This is a genomic window from Acidobacteriota bacterium (genome assembly GCA_021161905.1).
Taxonomy (GTDB): domain Bacteria; phylum Acidobacteriota; class B3-B38; order Guanabaribacteriales; family JAGGZT01; genus JAGGZT01.
The window spans coordinates 1-18,994 of record JAGGZT010000022.1 but is presented as its reverse complement, the minus strand read 5'-3'; the positions used below and the strand labels follow the sequence as shown (position 1 = coordinate 18,994).

At 52.6% G+C, this 18,994-nt stretch carries 16 protein-coding genes; 14 read left to right on the top strand and 2 right to left on the bottom strand.

Translation table 11 applies throughout. The annotated features are described in order from the left end of the window. The first annotated feature begins 205 nt into the window (after window positions 1-205). The 5 genes from J7L64_03905 to holA are packed head-to-tail and all read left to right on the top strand — an operon-like array spanning window position 206 to window position 5,176. Window positions 206-670: a 6,7-dimethyl-8-ribityllumazine synthase gene (locus tag J7L64_03905; GenBank protein ID MCD6451492.1), complete on the top strand. Its 465-nt coding sequence runs from the start codon at window positions 206-208 to the stop codon at window positions 668-670. Window positions 671-690: 20 nt separating this feature from the next. Then, complete coding sequence (gene nusB, locus J7L64_03900) at window positions 691-1,125, top strand: transcription antitermination factor NusB (protein ID MCD6451491.1); 435 nt, start codon at window positions 691-693, stop codon at window positions 1,123-1,125. Next, a complete protein-coding gene (locus J7L64_03895) occupies window positions 1,115-3,589 on the top strand; it encodes a leucine--tRNA ligase (protein ID MCD6451490.1) in 2,475 nt (824 codons plus the stop codon). The genes nusB and J7L64_03895 overlap by 11 nt, the downstream gene beginning before the upstream one ends. Window positions 3,590-3,596: 7 nt before the next feature. Further along, complete coding sequence (locus J7L64_03890; protein ID MCD6451489.1) at window positions 3,597-4,118, top strand: LptE family protein; 522 nt, start codon at window positions 3,597-3,599, stop codon at window positions 4,116-4,118. Further along, window positions 4,118-5,176 carry a DNA polymerase III subunit delta gene (holA, locus tag J7L64_03885; GenBank protein MCD6451488.1) on the top strand — a complete coding sequence of 353 codons (1,059 nt, stop codon included), beginning with the start codon at window positions 4,118-4,120 and terminating at the stop codon, window positions 5,174-5,176. The genes J7L64_03890 and holA overlap by 1 nt, the downstream gene beginning before the upstream one ends. Here the strand turns inward: holA and rpsT are convergent. Next, window positions 5,166-5,456, bottom strand: a complete 291-nt coding sequence (gene rpsT / locus J7L64_03880; GenBank protein ID MCD6451487.1) for a 30S ribosomal protein S20 — start codon at window positions 5,454-5,456, stop codon at window positions 5,166-5,168. The two genes, holA and rpsT, sit on opposite strands and share 11 nt — an antisense overlap. Before the next feature lie 77 nt (window positions 5,457-5,533). Here rpsT and J7L64_03875 point away from each other — a divergent pair, with 77 nt between their 5' ends. From J7L64_03875 to J7L64_03845, 7 genes are read left to right on the top strand one after another with little or no spacing between them, the layout of a single operon-like run. Next, a complete protein-coding gene (locus tag J7L64_03875) occupies window positions 5,534-7,285 on the top strand; it encodes a CIA30 family protein (GenBank protein ID MCD6451486.1) in 1,752 nt (583 codons plus the stop codon). A gap of 8 nt (window positions 7,286-7,293) precedes the next feature. Continuing rightward, a complete protein-coding gene (murJ, locus tag J7L64_03870; GenBank protein MCD6451485.1) occupies window positions 7,294-8,865 on the top strand; it encodes a murein biosynthesis integral membrane protein MurJ in 1,572 nt (523 codons plus the stop codon). Further along, the gene (gene dtd, locus J7L64_03865) at window positions 8,862-9,308 is read left to right on the top strand and encodes a D-tyrosyl-tRNA(Tyr) deacylase (GenBank protein ID MCD6451484.1); all 447 of its coding nucleotides are present in this window, start codon (window positions 8,862-8,864) and stop codon (window positions 9,306-9,308) included. Before murJ ends, dtd begins: the two co-directional genes overlap by 4 nt. 10 nt (window positions 9,309-9,318) lie before the next feature. After that, complete coding sequence (locus J7L64_03860) at window positions 9,319-9,933, top strand: MBL fold metallo-hydrolase (GenBank protein MCD6451483.1); 615 nt, start codon at window positions 9,319-9,321, stop codon at window positions 9,931-9,933. A gap of 9 nt (window positions 9,934-9,942) precedes the next feature. Further along, window positions 9,943-10,830, top strand: a complete 888-nt coding sequence (xerD, locus tag J7L64_03855) for a site-specific tyrosine recombinase XerD (GenBank protein ID MCD6451482.1) — start codon at window positions 9,943-9,945, stop codon at window positions 10,828-10,830. Between the two features lie 20 nt (window positions 10,831-10,850). After that, entirely contained in the window at window positions 10,851-12,302 is a 1,452-nt protein-coding gene (locus J7L64_03850) for a hypothetical protein (GenBank protein ID MCD6451481.1), read from the top strand. A gap of 2 nt (window positions 12,303-12,304) precedes the next feature. After that, entirely contained in the window at window positions 12,305-14,935 is a 2,631-nt protein-coding gene (locus tag J7L64_03845) for a CBS domain-containing protein (protein ID MCD6451480.1), read from the top strand. Here the strand turns inward: J7L64_03845 and J7L64_03840 are convergent. After that, complete coding sequence (locus tag J7L64_03840) at window positions 14,887-16,749, bottom strand: GHKL domain-containing protein (protein ID MCD6451479.1); 1,863 nt, start codon at window positions 16,747-16,749, stop codon at window positions 14,887-14,889. The genes J7L64_03845 and J7L64_03840 overlap by 49 nt on opposite strands. A gap of 199 nt (window positions 16,750-16,948) precedes the next feature. Here J7L64_03840 and J7L64_03835 point away from each other — a divergent pair, with 199 nt between their 5' ends. Together J7L64_03835 and J7L64_03830 are read left to right on the top strand one after the other, a co-directional pair. Beyond that, window positions 16,949-18,037: a hypothetical protein gene (locus J7L64_03835; protein MCD6451478.1), complete on the top strand. Its 1,089-nt coding sequence runs from the start codon at window positions 16,949-16,951 to the stop codon at window positions 18,035-18,037. A 213-nt stretch (window positions 18,038-18,250) separates the two neighbouring features. Beyond that, window positions 18,251-18,994: acyl-CoA dehydrogenase family protein (locus J7L64_03830; GenBank protein MCD6451477.1), on the top strand; the 744-nt coding region annotated here is incomplete at its 3' end.

The following is an 18,994-nucleotide window of genomic DNA, read 5'->3' as shown; positions in this document are numbered from 1 at the left end:
GGAAGGTCCTTATGAAAGGACTTCCTCAATATATCAGCCGATCTTCCCCCTGTCAAGAAGTAGATTGACTGTCCTAAACAGGAGTCTCTCTCAGGGTGATAAGGAGAAAAAAGGTAACCGTATATACATTATTCAATATCCTTGACTAAATCCCCTATTTTCTGTTAAAATTCGCTGAACTTCATAAGGAGGCAGGGAGATAACGATGCCGATAAAGAAAGAGGGTATTCTTTCGGCAAAAGGGCTTAGGTTTGGAGTGGTCATCGCCCGGTTCAATGAGTTTATCAGCAATAGGCTCCTTTCCGGCTGTCTCGATGCCCTCACCCGCCATGGGGCTGCTGATGAGGATATAGAGATCGCCTGGGTTCCCGGCTCCTTCGAGATCCCCCAGGTTGCCCATAAGATGGCGAAGAGCAAGAAGTACAATGCGCTAATCTGCTTGGGGGCACTTATCCGAGGGGAAACTCCCCATTTCGAGTTCATCTCCTCCCAGGTTACCCGGGAACTTGGGATTATCGCCCGGGATACCGGGGTGCCGGTTAGCCTGGGGATCATCACTGCCGATACCTTGGAACAGGCGATAAATCGAGCCGGTGCCAAGGCGGGGAATAAGGGGTGGTTCGCTGCCCTTTCCGCCATCGAGATGGCTGATCTTTACCGCAGGCTTTGAACTTGCGCCAGTAAAGCCCTATGGGAACGAGGAGAAAGGGGCGAGAGCTCGCCCTTAAGTTGTTGTTTCAGATAGACCTCGCTGGCGAGAGGAGCAAGGAGGAGGTAGAAGCCTTTTTCACCGGGGAGAAGGTGCCTTACGAGGTGGAGGAGTTTGCTCGGAGGCTTGCCTTTGGCACCCTCGCTCATCGGGAGGAGATAGATGAGCTGATCTCCTCCCATGCGGACAACTGGCGTCTCCCCCGAATGGCGGTGGTCGATAGGAATATCCTCCGGATGGGGGTTTACGAATTTCTCTATGAGCCGGAGACGCCAAAGAAGGTAGTGATAAACGAGGCGATAGAGATCGCCAAGCGCTATGGTTCAACGGAATCCGCTCAATTTGTAAACGGGGTGCTTGATGCTGTAAGAAGGAGTCTTGAGAGGGAGAAAGAGGGTGATTCCAATGAAGGGTGATAGATACGATTTCAAAAAGATCGAGGAGAAGTGGCAGAAAAGGTGGTGGGAGGAGCGGGTCTTCGAGGTGAGCGAGGACCCGGGGAAGAAGAAGTATTATTGCCTGGAGATGCTTCCCTACCCCTCGGGCGACATCCATATGGGCCATGTGCGGAACTACTCTATAGGGGATGTGATCGCCCGCTATTTCTTTATGAAGGGGTATAATGTGCTCCATCCGATAGGTTGGGATGCGCTCGGTCTCCCCGCGGAGAACGCTGCCATCAAACATGGGATCCACCCCGCCGAGTGGACGATGAAAAATATTGAGAGGATGCGGGGTCAGCTTAGGAGGCTCGGCTTCAGCTATGCCTGGGAGCGCGAGGTCAATACCTCCCTTCCCGACTATTACCGCTGGAACCAGTGGTTCTTCTTAAAGATGTGGGAGAGGGGACTGGTTTATCGGAAGTTGGGGAGGGTGAATTGGTGTCCTTCCTGTCAAACGGTGCTCGCTAACGAGCAGGTTGAAGGAGGGCGTTGCTGGCGTTGTGATTCCGAAGTGGAGGAGAGGGAGCTTCCCCAGTGGTTCTTTCGCATCACCGCTTATGCCGAGGAGCTTCTCGCCGACATCGATACCCTGAAGGATTGGCCCGAACGGGTGAAGACGATGCAGAGGAACTGGATCGGCAAAAGCGTCGGTGCCCGGGTCTCCTTCCCCGTTTCTTCCTCCGATATCGAGATCGAGGTCTTCACTACCAGGATAGACACCATCTATGGTGCCACCTTCCTTCTTCTTTCCCCGGAGCATCCGGTGATCCCGGAGCTGGTCAAGGGGAAGAAGGAGGAGAGCGAGGTGCTCCACTTCGTCTCCCGAGAGCGGAAGATCCCCTATTCCCTGAGAAAGGCGGAAACCCTTGAAAAAGAGGGTGTGTTCACCGGCGCCTATGCGGTAAACCCCTTCTCTGGAGAGAGGATACCCATCTTCGTTGCCAACTACATCCTGATGGATTACGGCACCGGGGCAGTGATGGCTGTTCCCGCCCATGATGAGCGGGACTTCGAGTTTGCGAGAAAGTATCAGCTTCCAATGAGGATAGTGGTAAAGCCGAAGGAGGGCGAGCTTGCCCCCGAGGGTCTTGAGAAGGCGTTTACCGAATACGGCGTGCTCATAGATTCCGGTGAGTTCAGTGGTCTTTCCTCTGAGGAGGCGATAGCCCGGATGACCGAATATGCGGAGGAAAAAGGCTTCGGAAAGAGATCGGTCGATTATCGCCTTAAGGATTGGGGGATCTCCCGCCAGCGTTACTGGGGGACGCCGATCCCGATGATCCACTGCTCCAAGTGTGGCGTCGTGCCCGTGCCCTATGAGGACCTTCCAGTGGTTCTTCCCCGGGATGTGGAGTTCAGCGGAGTGGGGGGGAACCCATTGGATAAGGTCCCCGAATTCGTTGAGACCACCTGCCCCAAATGTGGAGGGAAGGCGAAAAGGGAAACGGACACGATGGACACCTTCGTCGATTCCTCGTGGTATTTCATCCGCTATACCGATCCCAAGATAGAGGACGCTCCGATAAATGTCTCCGCCGCTTCCTATTGGCTTCCGGTGGATATCTACATCGGGGGGGTTGAGCACGCGGTTATGCACCTCCTTTACTTCCGCTTCTTCACCAAGGTGCTTCGTGACCTCGGCTTCCTCGAGATATCGGAGCCCGCGGTCCGCCTTCTTACCCAGGGGATGGTGATAAAGGACGGTGCCAAGATGTCCAAGTCAAAGGGGAATGTGGTCGATCCCGATGAGATGATCGATCGCTATGGAGCGGATACGGTGCGGTTGTTCATCCTTTTCGCCGCCCCGCCGGAGAGGGATCTCGAGTGGAGCGATTTCGGGGTTGAGGGGGCATACCGTTTTCTCATTCGGGTTTGGCGGTTGGTGAACCGTTTTCTCCCCGAGCTTGAGAAGGAGGCGGGTGGGGAGCCGTCTCCTGAGGCGGTGAAGCTGAGGAGAAAGCTCCACCAGACGATAAAGAGGGTGATGGTGGATATCGAAGAAAGGCTCCATTTCAACACCGCGATCAGCGCCATAATGGAGTTGGTCAACGAGTTCTACGATTACGGAGAGAAGGGGAGTAAAACCCCAGGCGATATCCCGATACTGAAGGAAGCGCTGGAATCATTGGTACTCATCCTCTCACCCTTTGCCCCTCACATCGCTGAGGAGCTCTGGGAGAGAATGGGACACAAAGAGAGCCTCGCCCATCATCCCTTCCCCAGTTATGACCCCGAACTTGCCAAAGAGGAGTTGATCACCATCGTGGTTCAGGTGAACGGGAAGCTCAGGGGAAGGCTCGAGGTAGCGGAAGATACTTCGGAAGAGGAGATAAGAGAACTTGCCCTTTCCCTTCCCAAGGTTCGTTCCTATGTCGAGGGGAGCAAGGTGAGAAGGGTGGTTTATGTTCCCAAGAAGTTGATAAATATCGTGGTATGAGGGAGATATGAAGCGGGTCCTTACTTTTATTTCGGTTTTTGTCCTTTTGCTCGGTTTTATCGCCTGTGGATATCATCTGGTAGGGCGTGGTTCATATCTCCCGAGCCACATCAAGAAGATAGCCATACCCACCTTCAAGAATAACACCTCCCGCCCCGGGCTCGAGGAGGTGATAACGGAGAAGGTCCAGGAGGAGTTCCTCTCCCGGGGGAGCTACCGTATTCTCCCGGCGAGGGAGGGGGCGGATGCCGAGCTTATTGGGGAGCTCGTCTCCTACCAGCTTAGGCCAGGGGCGCTCGATGAGGAGGGAAGGGCGACCTCCTATACCGTTACCGTTCGGGCGAAGGTGGTCTTTACCGATCTTGTTACCGGTAAGGTGCTCTTTACAAACGATCATCTCACCTTCTCCGAGAACTTCCAGGTGAGCGAGGAGGTTGGCGATTATTACAATCAGGAGGAGGAGGCGATAAAGATCTCTGCGGAGAGGTTTGCCAAGAGGCTCGCTGCCCTCATCTTGGAAAGTTTTTGATGATGGATTACGCCGAGTTCAAAAGGAGGCTTTCTACCGGGGATATCTTCCCCGTTTATCTTTTTTCGGTGGAAGAGCCCTATCTCCTTCGGGCAGCGGTGAGGGAGCTTCTTGCCAGGCTTGCTTCCTCTTCTCAAGAAGTGGATTATGAACCCCTCTTCGCCGATGAGACGAGCTACGAGGAGATAGTGGATAAGGCAGCGGACCTTCCTCTTTTTGGCGGGAAGAGGCTCGTTTTGGTGAGGAATTTGGAAAAACTCACCACCAGTCCACCAGCGGTATTTGAGGATTACCTTAAGAACCCCTCCCCTTCAACCGTTCTCGCCTTTAGCCTGGAGAGAATAGGAGGGAAACGGAGGAGGAAAGCCCTATCCCATCCGGCGGTCAAGTTGATAGCGAACTACGGAGAGGTGGTTGAGCTGAGAAGGCTTAAGCTGGCAAAGGCAGAGCGCTTCGCCCATAATTACTTGAGGAGAAGGGGATATCAGGCAGAACCGAGAGCTATCTCCCTTCTCATCGAGTTGGTGGGTGCCGATCTTTATGCCATTGCAAGCGAGCTCGAGAAGGCGATGCTCTATTTGGGGGAGGAGAGGAAACTCACCCTGAGGGAGGCGGAACTCATCTTCGGCGGGATAAAGAAGCATCAGATCTGGGAGTTGTCGAATGCGGTGGGGAGTAAGAATGCGGGGCGAGCCCTTCTTCTTCTTTCCCGCCTGATGGTTGAAGGAATTGCCCCGGAGGTGCTCTTGGCGGCGGTTGAGGGCCATATTGTTGAGCTTTCCCGCTTCCTCGAGGCGTCGCTCTCCGGTGAGGGGCGCGCTAAGCTTCAATCGCTCATTGGTGATGAGGGAAGGAGGTTCCTCGCTGATGAGTACCTGAGGCAAGCGAGGAATTTCGACCTGAAAAAACTTAAGCGGGCTCTTTCCCGCTTTGCCGATTTCGATTTTTATCTTAAACGGAGTGTGTTCAAGAAAAGGGAGGAGGTTCTCTTGGCGGCGCTCATCCTCGAGCTCACCTCGGAGCGTGAAACCGCTTCTTTTTCTCCCCCTATTTACTGACCGGAGCCTCTTCCGCTGCGGTTAGGGCGTTTACCTTTTTGGTAAGTCTCGATTTCAGCCGGGAGGCGGTATTATCGTGGATGATGCCCTTTTGGATCGAACGGTCAATGAGGGAGAGGGTGGGATTGAGCAGTTCCCTGGCGAGCTCGATATCCTTCGCCTCGATAGCCCGACGGAGCTTTTTTATCTGGTTTCTGAGTCTCGTGCGGTTCCGCTTGTTTATCTCCCGTCTTCTTCTGTTTTGTCTCACCCTCTTTGCCGAGGTCTTCGGTTTTGCCATTTTACCTCCTTTACTCCGTTAACCGATGCGAAAGGGGATTATATAGGGTAGTTTCCTTGTTGTCAAGGGAGTTTTTTATGGTTAGGCGAAAGAGGTTGGTAGGATTTCTCATCCTCGTTTTACTGTTGGCGGTGTTTTACCTTCCTCCCCTTTCCTTTAACCCGCTTCCTCCCTCTCCTCCCTCGGGTGATAGGTGGGGTTATTTCGAATATAGGGGCATCATCCACGCCCATAGCAGGTATTCCGATGGTAAGGGTACGATCGAGGAGGTAGCTAAAGCCGCCTCTTCCCTCTCCCTCGACTTCATCATCACCACCGATCACGATACCCTTCTTCCCCTTGCCGAGGGCAAGGAGGGCTATTATGGGAAAACCCTCCTCCTTGTGGGGACGGAGCTTTCCACCTTTTCCGGGCATATGGTGGCGCTCGATATCCCCGATCCCGTTTACCGTTTTCCCCCAATGGCGGAAGGGGCGCTCGCCGATGTTCACGAGGAAGGAGGGATCGCCATCGCTGCCCATCCGGATTCCCCTAAGGTCCCCTGGACCAGTTGGGACCTCCCCTTGGATGGAATGGAGCTCATCAATACCGATAGTGAATGGCGCTATCGTTCTATCTTCCGCTTAGCCTATTGCTTAGCCCTCTATCCCGCTTCCCCTCGCTATGCCCTTCTTCTCACCTTCTCTCCTCCAGGGGGGAATCTAAAAAGATGGGATAGCTTTACCAAAAGGAGAAGGTTTATTGGCTCAGCGGGTGCCGATGCCCACGGTGGCATCCCCTTGATCGGGGGGACATTTTTGCCCTTCCCCAGCTACCGGGCGGTATTCTCCTTGGTGAAGCTCCATCTCCTTTCGAGAAAGAGGATTACCGGGAGGCTCCTTCACGACAAACGGGTTATCTACTCCGCCATCAGGCGGGGAAATTTCTACCTCGGCTTGGACGGGGTGGCGGATGCCCGGGGGTTTTTCTTCGGCGCTTCCTCAGCCGGGAAACGGGGAATTATGGGAAACCTTATCCCTTTCTCCCGGGAAGCCTCATTGAGGATACTCGTTCCCAACCCCGCTCCCATCCGGGTGGTCCTCATCCGGGATGGGGAGGTGGTTAAGACCTTCTCTTCCTCCAGGGTAAGCTACAGTCCTCCCTTACCCGGTACCTATCGGGTGGAGGTCTATCTCCCTGAGGGATGTTATCCTAAGGGGAAGGTTCTTCCCTGGATAATATCGAACCCGATATATCTCTGGGATGAGGAAAGGATAAAAGCGGAGCCTAAAAGAAAGGAGGTCACCTCTCCCCCTATTAAGGGTAAGGGTATTCTTATGGTCGAGGATTTTGAGGGAAGACCAAGGACCAGGTTTGGCTTGGAGCACGACCCTGCTTCATCGGAGGAGGTCGAGGTGGTTGATGAGGGGGCTCATCCCTCATCCAAGCACTCTCTCCGCTTTTCCTTCCATCTTGCCCCTACCGTCGCTAAGGGGAGGGAGATCACCTGTGCTCTTTCCAATCGGGTCTATCGTGATCTTTCCCCCTATTCCGCGATCAGCTTCTTCGTGAAGGGGGACAGGACCTATCGTTTCTGGCTTCAGCTTCGGGAGTATGATGAGAACGGAGGGAAGGAAAAGGTAGAGGTATGGGGTACCTCGGTAAAGGTTCATCCCTACTGGGAGCATAAGGTCATCCCCTTCTCCTCGTTCATCCTTCTTTCCAAAGGGACGAACGGGAGACTCGAGCTGGCGAGGTCAACCGGCTTTTTCTTTATCGTGAATAACTCCTCGGTAAAGCCGGGGACGAGTGGCACCATATGGTTCGATGATATCTTCTTCGTGAGGTGAGGTTCCCTATGGAGGAAAAGAGAAGGATAATAAGATCAGCCGGGGTGATGGGTTCGCTTACCGTGGTGAGCCGTATCTTTGGGCTTTTTCGGGATATAGTGACTGCAAGTCTGCTCGGCACAGGGACCGGCGCCGATGCCTTCACCTTAGCCTACCGTATCCCCAATCTGCTGAGGCGGCTGGTGGGGGAGGGGACGATGACCGCCGCCTTCATCCCCGTATTTACCGAATATCGCAAAGGAAGGGATAAAAGCGAGGTCTGGGAGCTCGCTGATAGGTTCTTCTATACCTTGGGATTGGTGCTCGTTATTCTCTCCCTTCTTGGGATCATCTTCTCCCCGGCAATCGTCCGTATCATCGGGTTTGGTTTTGCTCAGGTTCCGGGAAAGATAGATCTTACCGCCTCCCTTTCCCGGATTATGTTCTTCTATTTGGCTTTTATCGGGCTTTCCGCCTTAGCGATGGCGATTTTGAACTCGTTTGATATCTTTGCCCCCTCTGCCTTTGCCCCGGTTCTCCTAAATATCTCGATCATCGTTTCCGCTTACCTCCTTGCCCCTCGTTTCTCTCAGCCTGCCTATGCCTTCGCTATTGGCGTTCTCCTTGGGGGAGCCCTTCAACTCGGTTTTCAGATACCATTTCTCATCAGGCTGGGGATGCGTTTTCGTCCCGGGATATCCTTCTCCCATCCAGCGATAAAGAAGATAGGAAGGCTGATGGTCCCCGGCATCTTCGGGGCAGGGGTGATCCAGATAAATGTCCTCGTCTCAAGCGCCATCGCCTCGATGCTCCCTGAAGGAGCGGTTGCCTCCCTCACTTATGCCAATCGGCTTACCGAGTTCACTCTGGGGGTGTTTGCCGTTTCCGTCTCTACGGTTATCCTCCCCCTTATGTCGCGGCAGGCTCTGCTCGAGGATTTAGGACCCTTGAAGGAAACCCTGAACTATGCGATGAGGCTCGTCTTCTTCATCACCATCCCTTCAGCGGTAGGGCTCATCGTTCTCCGGGAGCCGATAGTAGCTCTGCTCCTTCGCTGGGGGAGGTTCGGCGCCCATTCCCTCTCTATGACCTCGTTCGCCCTTTTATTCTTTGCTCTGGGACTCCCTGCGGTAGGTGGGGTGAGGGTGGTTGCCCCTGCCTTCTACTCTCTAAAGGACATAAAGACCCCGGTCAAGGTGGCAGCGGTGGCGATGGTGGGAAATATCGCCCTTGCCCTCATCCTGATGAAGCCGTTAGCCCATGGCGGTATCGCCTTTGCCCTCTCCCTTTCCGCCTACCTGAACCTATTTCTGCTTCTCCTTCTCTTTAGGAGGAGGGCAGGTGCCTTGGGAGGGGGACATATTCTCGCCTCCCTCCTCCGAATCGGAGCGTCATCGGCGATGATGGGGGGATTTTGTCTCTATTTCGGGAAGAAGATCGGGCTCTCCCCCGATCTTCCCAAGTTGAAGCTTCTTTTCCTCCTTTTCCCGCTTATATTTTTCGCCCTCCTTCTCTATGGTATAATAGCTTGGCTTTTGGGAAGTGAGGAGGTGTTTGACCTCCTCGACATAATCAAGGAGAGGTTGAAGAGAAAGGGATGAAGGCGCTCCTCCAGAAGGTGTCAGAGGCTTGGGTCAAGGTCGATGGGAGGCTCGTTTCCAAGATCGGGAAGGGACTTTTGATCTTTCTCGCGGTGCTGGTGGATGATGGGGAGAAGGAGGCGGACTACCTGGCAAAGAGGGTGGCGGAGCTTCGCATATTCCCGGATGATGAGGGAAAGATGAATCGCTCTCTTCTCGATGTTGGTGGAGAGGCGTTGGTCGTTTCTCAGTTCACCCTCGCTGCCGATACGAGAAAGGGAAGACGCCCCAACTTCATAAACGCAGCAAAGCCAGAGGAGGCAGAGCGCCTTTACAACCACTTCATCGAGAAATTAAGGGAACAGGGGGTTCCGGTTGCCTCGGGGGTATTTCAGGCGATGATGGAGGTGGGGCTCATCAACGATGGACCGGTGACCTTCCTCATCGAAAGCAAAAAGAGGTAAAGGAGGGGTTATGATCCTCGAAAAGCTGGTAGTAGGACCGCTTGAGGTAAATTGTTACATCTTCGGCGATGAGAACGGGGAAGTGGTGGTGATCGACCCCGGCGCTGAAGGTGAGCGTATCATCGCCTTCATTGAGGAGAGAGGGTATCGCCCTCGCTACATAATAAACACCCATTGCCATATCGACCACATTCGGGCAAATGCTGATGTCAAGGGAAAATATAATATCCCCATCCTCGTTCATAAGGAGGATGCCCCTATTCTCACCTCGCCTCAGGATGCTGAGCTCGAGGAGATGATCGGGGGAAAACCATCACCTCCTGCGGATCGGCTCCTTTCTGAAGGGGATGAGATAAAGGTGGGCTCCTTCACCCTTAGGGTCATTCACACCCCGGGCCATACACCGGGTGGAATATCCCTCCTCTTCGATGATGGGGTGTTTACCGGGGATACCCTGTTTGCCGGCGGGGTGGGACGAACCGATCTTCCCGGTGGCTCGTGGGATACCCTTGTTAGCTCGATAAGGGAGAAGCTCCTTGTCCTTCCCGATTCCCTTCCCATCTACCCTGGTCATGGTCCTTCATCCACCATCGGGGAGGAGAAGCGGTATAACCCCTTCTTATAGGATGATAAGGTGGATAGAAAGCTACTTTCCCGGTTTTTCTCACATCTCCTTATCGAGAGAGGACTTTCACCGAAGACGGTGGAATCATACGAGCGGGATCTTAAGAAACTTTCTTCGTTCCTCAAAGCGAGGGGGAAGGGGCTCACTGATGCTAAGGGGGAGGATATCGCCGGCTTCATCATCCATTTAAGGGAAAATGGGCTCGATGCTCGGACCATCGCCAGGGCGCTTTCCGCCTCCCGCACCTTCTACCGCTACCTGATAAGGGAAGAGCTGATCTCCTCTGATCCCACCGCCGATATCGGAACCCCGAGGTTCTGGATGAGGCTTCCCGAGGTGCTCACCCCGGAGGAGGTGGAGGAACTCCTCTCCGCCCCCAATGTAAAGACCCCCCTTGGCTTAAGGGATAAGGCTATGCTCGAGCTCCTTTATGCCACCGGGCTTAGGGCTTCGGAGCTGGTAGCCCTCAAGGTGGGGGATGTCGATCTAAAGAAGAGGTTTCTTCGGGTGGTGGGAAAGGGGGATAAGGAGCGAATGGTTCCCTTCGGGGAAAAAGCAGCCTATTACCTTAGGCGCTACCTGAGTAAGGGGAGGGAGAAGATAAGGGAGGATGAGCCTTCGGATTACCTCTTCATCTCGAGGAAAGGAGGAGCACTCACCCGGGTGCGTTTCTGGCAGATCGTTGCCTCCTATGGACAGAAGAAGGGTTTGAAACGCAAGGTAAAACCCCATCTCCTTCGCCACTCCTTTGCCACCCATCTTCTTGCTCGGGGGGCAGACCTTCGTTCGATCCAGATGATGCTTGGCCATCGAAACTTGGTCACCACGGAGATATACACTCGGGTGCTGAAGGAACGGTTGCGTGAGGTTTATGAAAGGTACCATCCACGGGCATAACCCTTAGGAGGAAGAAAGCGATGAGGAAGAAGTTTCTCCTTTTTCTACTTTTGCTACTTTTTTCTTCGCTTCTTTTCTCAGATGATGAGGATGAGATCATAAAGAAATATCTGGGCAAGGGAAGTGCTAAAGGGGAGATATTCTTTTCCAACTCCTCCCGGTTCAATTACTTGGGGGCGTTCAATTACTTCGTTCCCGTTTACATCAAAGGGAAGGACCTCCTCTTCCTCGATTACCGCCATTCGGTACCGCTTAAGAAGAGGGAGGGAAGTTCCGTCTTTGATATCGACCATGCGGAGTTCAAGCTTACTGCTGGCTGGAAGCACCTCCTTAACCCTTCCCTTCTTTTGAACCTGGACTACCGCCACTACCACCTGGTCAGGGTTGACCTTATGCGGCTTGACAGGATGGATATCGTCTCCGCTGGGGTGGAGACGCCGGGCTTTCGCTTGATCTCGCCCGATCTCGGTCTCGATTTCAGGTGCAGTTTGGGGTTGGTGGTGGCGAGAAGCAGTGAGCTCTGGGGAAGGGGAGAGTTCGATGCCTCCTTCCGCTACAATTTCCTCAAGCTCTCTCCATATTCCAATCTTGGGGTGGAGTTCTCCCTCTCTGCGCTTTTTTCCTCCCGCTTTGACGCTGATAAGGAAGGAAGGTTGAGGTTAAACCTTTTCTCCAAAGGGGAGAGGGTAACCAGCTTCTACTTTGGCTTCATCGATAACAAACACCCCTTAGGGCTGGTGGCTCGCGGTGTTATCTTCGGGGTGAGTTTCGAGGAGGGAAGATCCGCTCCTCCCCTCGCTCCTCCTCATACGATCGTTAAGGGCCGGCTTGGTATCTCCGCCCTTGCTCCTGGGGGTGCTTTCATCGAGACAAGGCTCGGTGGCGAATGGAGGCTTTTAGATGTCGGGGATCGTTTCTCCTTGCGAACGGGGGTAGAGGGAGGTGGAACCATCCTCACCGACCCTTATAATAACGCCTTTTATTTCATATCAGGCGGAGCCTATCTCTATTACCGGGATGAGATAGGCTTTGGTTTTTCCTTCTATCATCGTTCTAATCATCTGATAAAAAGGGAGATCACCAATCCGAGATCGAGCATAAACTTCGCTGAATTTGTCGTTCTCACCCCCAATTGGGGAAGGATGAGGGGAAAGGGTGGGTTTATCCTTCCCGATCTTCGTTTGGGCTCCCTCGATTTCTTCTTCGCCCTGGGGCGAGTGGTCGACTCCACTTTCGTTTCCGAAGGAGGAGCGAACTTCAAGTACGGGATCCGTTATACATATCCTATTGATGGTCGCCTTTCCCCCTTTGTTCGTTATTATGGGGAGTATGTTTCGGGGATCAGACTCGATGATTTCGAGATCGGTTTTCTGATAGATGATAGCTGGACCTTATCACTCAGGAAACTGCGAGATGATGAGGGTTATGGAAAGGTGAACTACCTTATGATCGGGGTGTCCTGGGTGTTTTAGCGATGGAGATAATAACCACTCACCTAAACGCCGATTTCGACGCCTTCGCCTCGATGGTGGCGGCGAAGAAGCTTTTTCCTCAGGCGGAGCTTGTCTTTCCCGGGGGGAAAGAGCCGGGGCTTTCTCGGTTTTTAGAGAGCGGTTTCTTTCCCTTTCAGGAGCTTCCCCTTTCCGAGGTCGATCTATCGAAGGTGGAGAAGCTCATCGTGGTCGATATCAGACAGGCTTCACGCATCGGGGAGCTGGCTCAGCTTCTTTCTCGCCCCCGTGTTCGAGTGGTCGTTTACGACCACCATCCGCCAAAGGAGGGGGATATCGATGGGGATGAGGAGCACATCGAGGAGGTAGGGGCTACCACCACTATCTTCGTTCACCTCTTCAAGGAGAAGGGGATTTCCCTCGATCCCCTTGAGGCGACGGTGATGGCACTTGGCATCTACGAGGATACCGGTTTTCTCAGCTTCCCCACCACCAGGGAGAAGGACTTGATGGCGGTTGCCCATCTCCTGCGCTCGGGAGCAGACCTCGACATCGTCTCCCGTTTCCTCCATCGGGAGCTCACCTCGGAGCAGTTCACCCTTTTAAACCAGATGATCTCCTCCTCGGAACAACATATGATAAAGGGGCATCGGGTGGTGATATCGCTTTTTTCTTCCGAAGAGTACATCGATGAACTCGCCCTGATCGTCCATCGCTATGTGGAGATGGAAAATATCCCCATCTTTTTCGCCCTGGTCGGCGTCGGCAATGCGGTGAGTGTGGTAGCCCGAAGCCGGGTACCTGAGGTAGATGTGGGCGATATCCTATCATCCCTCGGTGGAGGAGGACATCCTTCAGCTGCCTCAGCCATCGTCAAGGGGAAAACCCTCATTGAGGTGAAGGAGGAGCTTCTAAGGCTTCTTAATGAGAGACTTTCCCCCCTTCTTGTCGCCGGCGACATTATGAGCCCCTATGTCCAGTTCGTAGAGGAGGATAAGACAGTTTCCTCCGCCCTCGCCCTGATGAACAAGTTCCGGGTAAACGCTCTTCCTGTCCTTTCCCGGGGCAGGGCGGCGGGGGTGATAACGAGGCAGTTGGCGGATCGGGCGATATTCCATAATATGGGAGATTCTCAGGTTTCCGAGGTAATGCAGCCTGAGGTGGGTATAGTCTCTCCGGAGGCGAGCCTTGAGGAGGTGGAGCAGAAGATGATCGAGGAGAATAGGCGTTTCCTCCTCGTTGGTGAAGATGATCGCTCGATATCAGGGATAATCACCCGGATGGAGCTTTTCCGTCATCTATATGCCCTGAAAACGGAGATCGCCTTCCCGGGGAAAAAGCCGTTCACCAAGAACCTCCTTTCCCTACTTGAGAGGAAGCTCCCGGAGAGGGTGTTTAGGATACTCACCGTTGTCTCCGAGATAGCGGGAAAACTTGGTTTCAAGGCTTACCTCGTTGGGGGGATAGTACGGGATATCCTCCTCGATATCGAGAATGTCGATCTCGATATTGTGGTAGAGGGGGATGGCATCGCCTTCGGCGAGGAGTTGGCGAGGAGGGTAGGGGGGCGGGCGCGCACCCATGAGAAATTCGGCACCGCGGTGATCGTCTTTCCCGATGGATTCAAGGTGGATGTGGCTACCGCAAGGACGGAATATTACGAACAACCGGCAGCGCTCCCTCAGGTCAGGCAGTCGATATTGAGGCACGATCTCTTCAGGCGCGATTTCACCATAAATACGATGGCAGTGAGCTTAAATAGAGATGATTTCGGGAGATTGATCGATTTCTTCGGTGGAATGCGCGATTTGAGGGAAGGGGTGATCCGGGTGCTTCACTCCCTCTCCTTCATCGAGGATCCTACCCGGGCGTTTCGGGCGGTGAGGTTCAAGCATCGGTTCCATTTCGAGATAGAGAGGAACACCCTCAGTCTGATAAAGAGGGCGGTTAGGCGGGGGGTATTCCGCAAGCTATCTGGAAAGAGGGTGCTTACCGAACTCTCCCTCATCTTCGCCGAGGAGCATCCGGTGCCCGCCATTGAGGAACTTTCCTCCTTGAAGCTGCTTCAGTTTATCCATCCCAAGGTAGTGATGGACGAGGAGATGAGGAAGCTCCTCTATTCGGTAGATAGCGTCCTTTCCTGGTATCGTCTCCTCTATCGAGAGAAAGGGGTAGTGGACCCTGCCCTGATCTATCTGATGGGGATGCTGGAACGGCTTAGCGTTAAGGAGCGATCCGAGGTGGTGAGGCGCCTTTCCTTGAGTGGTAGAAAGAAGGAGCTGATCCTTTCCTATCGAGAGGAGGTCTATCATATCTTAAGGGAGCTTGGACAAAAAGAGGAGCTTCCTCCAAGCAGGACCTATCTACTCCTTAAACCGCTCCCCGAGGAGGTACTCCTCTTCGCAATGGCGAAGTCTCAGGGCAAGATGGCGGCAGCTAAGATCTCGAGGTATATTTCAGAATTAGCGGAGACGAGGCTTGAGATAACCGGAGACGATATAGTCTCCCTCGGGGTTGCCCCGGGTCCCAAGGTGGGAGAGATATTGAGGGAGGTGCTCCTTGCCAAGATCGATGGTAAGGTGAGGGGGAAGAACGAGGAGCTCGCCTATGCTAAAGAGCTCATTTTAGGCGGTATCTTGGGGAGGGTGAAGTAGAATGTCGTTCCCTTGCCTGGGCTTGATTCCACCTCTACCTTGCCTCCGTGGTTCTCTATGATCTCCTTGACGATAAGCAGTCCCATCCCCTGTTTTCTTCCTCTTTTGAATAGCTTTTTCAGTTTTTCCTTTTCGATTCCGATCCCGTTATCCCTCACGAAGAATTGGTAGCTGTCGCTTTTCTCCACCGCTCCGATCTCGATCTTTTTCCTCTTCTTAGCTGGATCGGAGTATTTTATCGCGTTTTCTATCAGATTGGTGAATACCTCTATCATTCGATAACGATCGCAGAATATGGGGGGTAATTTCCCTTCGATTTTCACCTCTATCTTCTTCTCTCGCAGTTGGAACTGGAACCGGTCAAGCGCTTCGTAGATGATATGAGCGGCCTCCATCCTCTTTAAGGGAGCAAGCGATTTTCCCCTACGGGAGAGCTCGAACAGATCGCGGATGAGGAAGTTCATATAATCTATATTGCTCCTTATCCTCTCTAAATAATGGTTTCCTTGCTCGTCAAGGAGGTCGCTATATTTCTTACGAATTACCTCGAGGAACCCGCTTATGCTGACTAAAGGGGCTTTTAAGTCGTGAGAAAGGGTGTTGGCGAAGTTTTCGAGCTCGATGTTTTTCTTTTTGAGCTCTTTCTCTGACTTAACCAGCGCCTCGGTTTTCTCCGCGATCTTCTTTTCCAGGTTCTCGCTTAACTCTCGGTACTTCTCCATCTTCTCCCGGAACTCCTGATAGAGGCGAGCGTTCTCCAGGGCATTTGCTATCTGAGGAAGGAGTATTTTGAGGGTTTTGAGACTCCCTTCCTCTGGGGAGGAGGCGAGATGGAGCCTGATGTATCTCTTCCCCGCTCTTCCCTCCCTTAAGGGGGCAAATATCCTTTTCCCTTTTATCAGGAGGGACCCTTCTTTCTCCGAGTATTCCTTTTCCTCCGGAGTGAGCTCTTCTTCCCCCTTCTTTAAGAGATTTTTCCCATCAAATATGAAAAGATCGAGGCGCTCCGGGGAATGGATAGTTCCTACCTCGAGTAAAGAGAGAGGGAGAAATGAGGAGAGTGTCTGGAATATGGAGGGGATCACCCTCTCCTCTTCCAGAATGAGGTGGATCTCTTGGGAGGCAGAGAAAATGAGCGATAGATCGTCAAAAGCCCTTCGAAGCTCCTCCTTGGTTGCCACTAACTGTTTCATATCTCCCTGGATAGCGAGGAAGATAAAGAGGGCGATGATGAAGCCGTATAGTCCTATTTGATAGTAGATCACTGCACCGAAGAGGGCGAGGAACAAGGAGAAGGCGAAGAGATGTAACCCCTTGGCACACCTCTTAAAGAGGGCATCTCCTTTCTTTTTTTCTCCTATTAGGAAGAGGAGTGACGCCACCAGGTAAGGGGGAAAGAAGAAGATAGCTACCTCCTTAGCCATCTTTGGGGTTATATCCTCGATGGGGAGGCTTCCTCCCAGTTTGAGGTAGAAAATGGCTCCGGAAAGGAGTGGGATAAGGAGCGAGGAAGACTTAATAAGGAGCTTTTTTGGGGGGACCCTTAGGAATAACCCCCAGAAGAGATGAGAGAGAATGAGGGATGAGGTTGCAACCTTTAATCCCCCGATGAAAAAAGCGGTAACGAAGACAGTCGAAAGGAGAAGGGGATCCTCTCTCTTCGCCGGGGGAAGAAAGAGCCCCCCTATCCCCGTTGAGGTAAAGAGGAGTAGCCTTCCTCCCCCTTGGAGGTCGAGAGAGAAGAGATATACCCCCGCTATCCCGATGAGAACTGCTAGAGTAATGGCTACAGACTTCTCCTTTAGTATTTTCACCCCTCCTTAAATAAATTTATCTTTTTTATTATAACATTAATTTTTAAGATATTCAATATAAAGGAGTTGCTTTGATGGGAACCCTCTTGACAGATCTTTCTCTTTTAGTTTAAGCTTTTTAGTTGTATTATTGGTGAAGGGATTGGTATAGTATGATGAGTTTGAAAGAGGCAATCATTGTGAGGAAGGGGGAAAATAGATGAGGAGGAAAGTATTATTACCTCTCCTTGTCCTCCTGCTTCTTGGAGTGGTGGGTTGTGGTAAGAAGCCGGAGGAGATGAGATCGGAGGTTACCATCATTCTTTCTCTCTCTCAAGCGCCGGGGATGCCGAAGCCGGTTGCCGATCATAAGCTTTATGTCCTCAAATACAATCTGGTCGATCAGCTCAATATGGTAGCAGGTAAGACCAAGGACGAGATGAAGCTTGGGGAGCTTGAAGATTCTGTGAGGCGTGAGATCGGGTATTACGATAAGGAGAAGGTGATCAATAGTAAGATAGAGAAAGCCCTCGATGACCTCGATAAGAAGGTAAGCTACAGCAAATCTCGACTTGCTTTAATGCGGCAGAAGGAGCAGGCGTTGGTAGCTCGGGTGAAAAGGGTATTTACCCAGTATATCCGTCAGGCGTACACCGATCCTGCGACAAGGAGGCGGAAATTAGCTGAACTCGCCCGGAAGAAGGACTGGGACGGGGTTTATTTCTATTATCTCGATGAGATGAGGAAGGCATCTTCGCTTTCCGGTCCAGCGAAGGCTTCTTTCGACAGGTTGAAGAAGACGGTTGATAGCGCAAGTAGGGAGTACGGACCGATAAAAAAGGAGATCGTGGTAAACACCCAGGTGGTGAATACCCTTCCCACTAAGGTCTATAAGAGGGTAGATGCCTGGCAGGCACAGCTTGATAAACTGAAGCAGAAGGTGGCGAAGATCGTCGAAGAAAGAAGGGGAGATGTCTACAGCCAGGTAAGGGATAAGGTAGTAGATTTCTTCCTCAATGATAAAAGTAAGATCGAGCTCACTACCGATGCTTCGGGGAAGGCGATGATAAAGCTCCCCTTGGGCGAGTACTGGGTAGCGACGATCGTAAAGAAAGGCGATAAAATGCTTATTTGGAATGTTCCCTTCAAGATAAAGAAGGAGAAGGAGCTGATCAAGCTCACCCCGGCGAATGTCTCCAAGCTTACCAGTCCCGAGCTCAGAGGTTATGTGATTGAGTCCCTTACTGCGGCAATGGAGGGGAGGAAGCTTCCTTCTTCCCCAGCCTCTCCCGAGAAGAAGGGAGAGTAGCTCATTGGTTTAACCTTGTTATTTAGATCCCAGTCTGAGAGGGAAGAAGGAGTGCCCTCTGTGTAAAAGGGGGGCTTTTTATCCGTAGAAGGGTTACTCTTTGGGGCTTTGCAGGAAGGTAGGGGGGTTCTTGAGAACCGTTCCTCTCTCGGTTATGATTTGATATCTTCTTGTATTTTTATTCTTGCATCTACCAGTTAGAGGAGGTGGCATATGGATTTTACATTTAGCGAAGAGCACCAAATGATCCGGGATATGGCGCGTAAGTTTGTGGAAAACGAGGTCAAGCCACTCGCCGATAAGATCGATCAGGAGGAGGAGATACCGAAGGAGCTTATCAGGAAGATAGCGGAGCAGGGTTTTTTAGGGATTTGCTTTCCTGAGGAGTACGGTGGGGCAGGTGCTGGTGAGATCGGTTATTGCATAATGCTCGAGGAATTTTCCCGCGCCTGCGCCTCGGTAACCACCTTTATCGGCGCCCATGTGAGCATCGGGACGATGGCGATCTATTTAGCGGGAAATGAGGAGCAGAAGAAGAAATATCTTCCTCCCCTTTGCGCTGGTGAGAAGATCGCCGCCTTTGCCCTCACCGAGCCAGAGGCGGGTTCCGATGCCTCCAATATAAAGACGCTTGCCGTGAGGGACGGCGATTCCTACATCATAAACGGGGGGAAGATATTCATCACCAATGGCGGTATCGCCGATATCATAGTGGTATTTGCCGCCACCTCCAAGGAAGGAGGGGTGAGGGGTGGTATTACCGCCTTCATTGTGGAGACTGATACCCCAGGTTTCAAGGTGGTGGCTGAGGAGGATAAGATGGGCATCCGCGGCACCTCCACTGCCGAGCTTCGGTTTGAGGATATGCGGGTTCCGGCGGAGAATGTCCTCGGCAGGGTTGGCGCTGGATTCCTGGTGGCGATGAAGACGCTCGATATCGGGAGGCTGAGCCTCGCT